This is a genomic window from Thioalkalivibrio denitrificans (genome assembly GCF_002000365.1).
GTDB classification, from domain to species: Bacteria; Pseudomonadota; Gammaproteobacteria; order Ectothiorhodospirales; family Ectothiorhodospiraceae; genus Thioalkalivibrio_A; species Thioalkalivibrio_A denitrificans.
Window position 1 is genome coordinate 1 of sequence record NZ_MVBK01000102.1, and the last position, 5702, is coordinate 5702.

At 65.3% G+C, this 5702-nt stretch carries 6 protein-coding genes and 3 tRNA genes; all 9 read left to right on the forward strand.

Translation table 11 applies throughout. From position 1 onward, the window contains the following. A partial coding sequence (locus tag B1C78_RS15035; RefSeq protein ID WP_139349968.1) for a beta-ketoacyl-ACP synthase III occupies positions 1 to 710 on the forward strand: 710 nt, incomplete at its 5' end. 83 nt (positions 711 to 793) lie between these two features. Continuing rightward, complete coding sequence (locus B1C78_RS15040; RefSeq protein ID WP_077279990.1) at positions 794 to 1261, forward strand: CYTH domain-containing protein; 468 nt, start codon at positions 794 to 796, stop codon at positions 1259 to 1261. A 42-nt stretch (positions 1262 to 1303) separates the two neighbouring features. Further along, a complete protein-coding gene (locus tag B1C78_RS15045; RefSeq protein ID WP_077279991.1) occupies positions 1304 to 1978 on the forward strand; it encodes a response regulator in 675 nt (224 codons plus the stop codon). A 39-nt stretch (positions 1979 to 2017) separates the two neighbouring features. Continuing rightward, positions 2018 to 2659, forward strand: coding sequence for a uracil-DNA glycosylase (locus B1C78_RS15050; RefSeq protein ID WP_077279994.1), 642 nt, complete (start codon positions 2018 to 2020; stop codon positions 2657 to 2659). Further along, complete coding sequence (uvrC, locus tag B1C78_RS15055; protein ID WP_077279992.1) at positions 2656 to 4488, forward strand: excinuclease ABC subunit UvrC; 1833 nt, start codon at positions 2656 to 2658, stop codon at positions 4486 to 4488. Before B1C78_RS15050 ends, uvrC begins: the two co-directional genes overlap by 4 nt. Positions 4489 to 4611: 123 nt before the next feature. Beyond that, positions 4612 to 5193 carry a CDP-diacylglycerol--glycerol-3-phosphate 3-phosphatidyltransferase gene (pgsA, locus tag B1C78_RS15060; protein WP_077279993.1) on the forward strand — a complete coding sequence of 194 codons (582 nt, stop codon included), beginning with the start codon at positions 4612 to 4614 and terminating at the stop codon, positions 5191 to 5193. A 14-nt stretch (positions 5194 to 5207) separates the two neighbouring features. Continuing rightward, a tRNA-Gly gene (locus B1C78_RS15065) sits at positions 5208 to 5283 on the forward strand. 82 nt (positions 5284 to 5365) lie between these two features. Beyond that, positions 5366 to 5439, forward strand: a tRNA-Cys gene (locus tag B1C78_RS15070). Between the two features lie 60 nt (positions 5440 to 5499). After that, positions 5500 to 5584: transfer RNA gene (locus tag B1C78_RS15075), tRNA-Leu, on the forward strand. Positions 5585 to 5702: the final 118 nt, after the last annotated feature.

Sequence of the window (5702 nt, forward strand, 5' to 3'; positions counted from 1 at the left end):
AGCCGGTGCACACCGCCTGCCTGCTCCAGCAGCGTCTGGGCATCCACGGCTGCGCGGCCTTTGACGTGCAGGCGGTGTGCACCGGCTTTGTCTATGCCCTGGGGGTGGCCGACCGGTTTATCCGGACCGGCGGGGCGCGATGTGCCCTGGTGGTGGGCGCGGAGACCTTCTCGCGCATCATTGACTGGACCGACCGCGGCACCTGTGTACTGTTCGGCGACGGTGCGGGTGCCGTGGTGCTGGAGGCCAGCGAGGATCCGGGCATCCTGTCGACTCACCTCCATGCCGATGGCCGCTTCGAAACCCTGTTGCACGTGCCCAAGGGTGTGTCCACCCATTACGACGAGGTGATGACCGGCAAGGCGTTCGTGGAGATGAAGGGCAACGAGGTGTTCAAGGTGGCGGTGAACACCCTTGGCCGCATCGTGGACGAAACCCTGGAATACAACGACATCGACAAGTCGGAAATCGACTGGCTGATCCCTCACCAGGCAAACATCCGGATCATCCAGGCCACCGCGCGCAAGCTCAAGATGTCCATGGACAGGGTGGTGGTGACCGTGGATGAGCATGGCAACACCTCAGCGGCGTCCATCCCCCTCGCGCTCGACGTGGCCGTCCGGGACGGACGCATCCGGCCCGGCGATCTGCTCATGATGGAGGCCTTCGGCGGCGGATTCACCTGGGGATCGGCGCTGCTGCGTTTCTGAACCCGCATGTGCCGGGGAGTCGGCCTGCTCCGCAAGATTCCTGTAACTCTTTCATATAGGGCGCGTGTCCGGGGTGAATTACCATGGCACAGGAGATCGAGCGCAAGTTTCTGGTCATTTCCGATACGTGGAAGAATAATGTCTCCCGGCGCATCCATTATCGCCAGGGCTACCTGTGCGGGAATGCCCACAGCTCCATACGCGTGCGGGTATCAGACGACGCCGCGCACCTGAATATCAAGAGCGCGACCCCGGGTGTGCGCCGGGAGGAGTTCGAGTATCCGGTACCGCTGCACGAGGCGCAGCGCATGCTGAGCGTGCTGTGTGAAGGGCCGCTGATCGAGAAGACCCGACATTTCGTCGAGCATCGCGGACACACATGGGAAGTGGACGTCTTTGAAGGGCAGAATCAGGGGCTCGTGGTCGCCGAAATCGAGTTGTCCCGTGACGACGAGACGTTCGAGCGGCCCGACTGGATCGGGGAGGAAGTATCCCATGACCTGCGATACTACAACACCAGCCTGGTCAGGCATCCCTACACACGGTGGTGACTGGCGCTGCCCGGCCCGGTTTCGACCGCCGGGGGGATCGATATGATCGATCTCCTGCTGGTGGATGACCATGAGCTCGTCCGCATGGGCATCCGGGGGCTGTTGACCGACCGGATCACCCAGACCGGCATCTACGTGGTGGGCGAGGCCGGCACCGGTGAAGAGGCACTGGAACAGGCGCGCAAGCTGCGCCCCGACGTGGTCCTGATGGATCTGAATATGCCGGGAATGGGCGGGCTGGAGGCCACCCGGCAGATGGTGCGGGACCAGCCGGGTATCAAGGTGTTGGTGCTCACGGCCACGGACGAGGGCCCGTTTCCGCGATGGATGCTGGAGGTGGGTGCCGCCGGATATCTCACCAAGGGCTGCCGCATCGAGGAGATGATCGCCGCCATTCAGGGCGTTGTGCGGGGCGAACGTCATATCAGCCCCGAGGTGGCTCAGCGCCTTGCCGTCGAGAACACCTCCGGATCGAACCATGACGCGAACCCCTTCGACCGGCTCTCCCACCGGGAACGCCAGATCCTGCTCATGTTCCTCCAGGGCCGCAATCCACAGGTGATCTCGGACACGCTCAACATCAGTACCAAGACCGTCAGTACCTACAAGTGCAGGGTTCTGGAAAAGCTGGGGTTGTCCACGGACATGGAACTGCTCACCCTGGCCATGCGCCACGGCCTCGTCCAGGGTGACACCACCGACCTCAACGGTTCCTGACCGGAGGGGCCGGCCCCCCGACGTGGTAGCATGGGGCGCATGGAATGCAGCTTTGACCCTCACTGTACCCGGTGCCCGCGCCTGAACGATTTCCTGGCCCGGGTCCGGGAACGCCATCCCGATTACCACGCCGCCCCGGTCGCGCCTTTCGGCGATCTGCAGGCCCGACTGCTGGTGGTCGGCCTGGCCCCCGGCATGCACGGCGCCAATGCCACGGGCCGGCCGTTCACCGGCGACCACGCCGGGATCCTGCTCTACGAGACCCTGCACCGCTTCGGCTTCAGCAATCGCCCCGAAGCCGTGGCCCTGGACGACGGACTGGAACTGCGCGACTGCCGCATCACCAACGCCGTGAAGTGTCTGCCCCCGGAAAACCGGCCACAGGGTGTGGAAGTGGCGAACTGCAATCCGTATCTGGCGTCGGAACTGCGCAGCCTGCCCGGCGGCGCCGTGGTCCTCGCCTTGGGCACCCTGGCCCACAACGCGGTGTTGCGGGCCCTCGGGCGGAAGATCTCGGCGCACCGCTTTGCCCATGGCGCCGAACACGAGTTGCCGGCGTTCACCCTGTTGGACTCCTACCACTGCAGCCGGTACAACACCCAGACGCGGCGCCTCACCCCCGACATGTTCCGGCAGGTCTTTGAGCGGATCAGGGACCGGATTCCGCCTTTGGGGTCATGAGCGAGCAGTCGTCTTCCCAGGCCTTCGACCCGGCCGCCTTCCTGCGCAATCTCACCCACAGGCCGGGCGTCTACCGGATGATGGATGCCGACGGGACGGTGCTGTACGTGGGCAAGGCCAAGGATCTGAAGAAGCGTGTGGCCAGTTACTTTCGCCGTCACTTGGCCAGCCCGCGCATCCGCTCCATGGTGAGCCAGATCGGCAATGTCGAAATCACGGTCACCGACACCGAGGCCGAGGCACTGCTGCTCGAGAACAACCTCATCAAGGAACACCGTCCGCGCTACAACGTCCTGCTCCGCGACGACAAGAGTTTCCCCTATATCCTGCTCACCGATCACGCCTTTCCGAGGCTTGCGCTGTACCGGGGGCCGCGCAAGCCGGGCGGACGCTACTTCGGGCCGTATCCCTCGTCCGCATCGGCGCGCGAGGCGCTCAATCTCCTGCAGAAGGTCTTCCTGCTGCGCCAGTGCGAGGACAGCTTCTTCCAGAACCGTTCGCGTCCCTGCCTGCAGTACCAGATCAAACGTTGCACCGCGCCCTGCGTGGGTTACGTGGACGAGGGCGACTACGGGCGCGACGTGGAGCACGCGGTGCAGTTTCTGGAGGGGCGCAGCAGCCAGGTGATCCAGGACCTGGTGGACCGCATGGAGGAGGCCTCGGCGCGGCTGGCCTTTGAGCAGGCCGCCCGCTACCGGGACCAGATCAGCCGCCTGCGACAGGTGTCTGAACAGCAGTACATCAGCGGCAGCAGCGGCGACGTGGACATCGTGGCCTGCGAAACCGGCTCCGGTCAGGCCTGTGTGCAGGTGTTCTTCGTGCGGGGCGGCCATCAGCTGGGCAACAAGGCGCTCTTTCCGGCCATGCCCGACGACACCCCCGTCGACGAACTGCTCACGGCGTTTCTGGGGCAGTATTACCTCAACCACGAGGTTCCCCCGGAGATCATCCTCAGCCACGAACCCGCCGACCGCGACTCGCTGGCCGGCATGCTCGCCCTGCGACGGGGCAAGGCGGTGACCCTCAGTACAAGGGTGCGCGGGGAACGGGCCCGGTGGCTGGACATGGCGCGGCGCAACGCCCGCATGGCCCTGCGCAGCCGCCTGGCCAGCCGCGCCGGCATGCGCGAGCGTCTGGACGCCCTCGTCGAGGAACTGGATCTGGCCGAGGCACCCGCACGTATGGAGTGCTTCGACATCAGTCATACCGGCGGCGAACGCACGGTGGCCGCCTGCGTCGTGTTCGATGCGGACGGGCCCGTCAAGTCGGACTACCGGCGCTTCAACATCGAGGACATCACGCCGGGCGACGACTATGCGGCCATGAGGCAGGCGCTGCACCGGCGCTATACGCGGCTTCGCAAGGGGGAGGGGCGCGTACCGGACGTGTTGTTCATCGATGGCGGCAAGGGGCAGGTGGCGCAGGCCGTGGACGTGCTGGAGGAACTCCAGGTGCCGAACGTCACCGTGGTGGGCGTGGCCAAGGGTGCGGACCGGCGTCCCGGTCTGGAGACCCTCGTGTTGAGTGACCCGGACCGGCCGTCTATTATACTGCCGCCGGGCTCGCGGGCCCTGCACCTCATACAGCAGATACGCGACGAGGCGCACCGCTTTGCCATCACGGGCCACCGCCAGCGCCGGGCCAGGGCGCGTACCGAGTCACCCCTGGAACAGATCCCCGGGATGGGCCCGAAGCGCAGACAACAACTCCTCAGGCATTTTGGCGGCCTGCAGGGCGTGAGCCGCGCCGGGGTCACGGAGCTGTCCAAGGTCCCCGGCATCAGCAGGAAGCTGGCACAGCAGATCTATGAACGCTTTCACGCGGACTGACATGCACAGGCTGCACCCCGTGAAACGGGGCGGGTGTTGCAGGCAAAAGACCGGCCGATCAGGGACTGGCCCGCACGGATCAACGACCTCCATGAGCGGCAAGCATTGCACCGGGCCTGAAGCATGATTCTCAACATTCCCACCCTGATCACCTGGCTGAGAATCGCGCTCATTCCGCTCATCGTGGTGGTCTTCTACCTGCCGGTTCCCTGGGCCGGACCGGCCAGCGCCGCCATCTTCGCGCTGGCCGGCCTGACCGATTGGCTCGACGGCTACCTGGCCCGCAAGCTCGGGCAGACCTCGCGTTTCGGTGCGTTTCTCGACCCGGTGGCGGACAAGCTCATGGTGGCCGCCGCGCTGGTGCTGCTGGTGGATCGGATCGGCGGGATTCTCCTGGCGGCTGCGGCCGCGGTGATCATCGGTCGCGAGATTGCCATCTCCGCCCTGCGCGAATGGATGGCCCAGATCGGACAACAGCGCAAGGTGGCCGTATCCAGCCTCGGGAAGCTCAAGACCACCGCCCAGATGGTGGCCATCTTCCTGCTGCTGTTCGGCCAACCCATCGCCGGATTGCCCGTGATCCCCATCGGCCTGGGCCTGCTGTACGTGGCGGCGGCCCTCACCCTGGTGTCCATGATCCAGTACCTGCGCGCGGCGTTGCGGCGCCCCGGGACGCCACTTGACCGCAATCCGGACGCTCACTAGAATACGCGCTTGCTGCGGGAATAGCTCAGTTGGTAGAGCACAACCTTGCCAAGGTTGGGGTCGCGAGTTCGAGTCTCGTTTCCCGCTCCAGCATTCCTCAAACCTCGGTTGCACCGAGGTTTTTTGTTTCCGGAACGGGAGTGCTATGATCGCTCCCTCGTTCCGCCCCACCGGCTGGGTGGCAGAGTGGTTATGCAGCGGCCTGCAAAGCCGTGTACGCCGGTTCGATTCCGACCCCAGCCTCCAATTTCCCTTGCCCGCTTAGCCCGTGCGCATCGATGCGGCTACAATGGCCCGTTCGAGCGCGCCCGGGTGGCGGAACAGGTAGACGCAGGGGACTTAAAATCCCCCGGCTTATGCCGTGCCGGTTCGAGTCCGGCCCCGGGCACCATCCTCAAAAATCAACAACTAGCCCGCATATTTCACCACCGTTCGTAGCGAGGGCGTCGAGATGCCGCTGTGACGGGGCGCGCGGACCGCAAGACGGCGCAGGCGTAGCCGACACCACG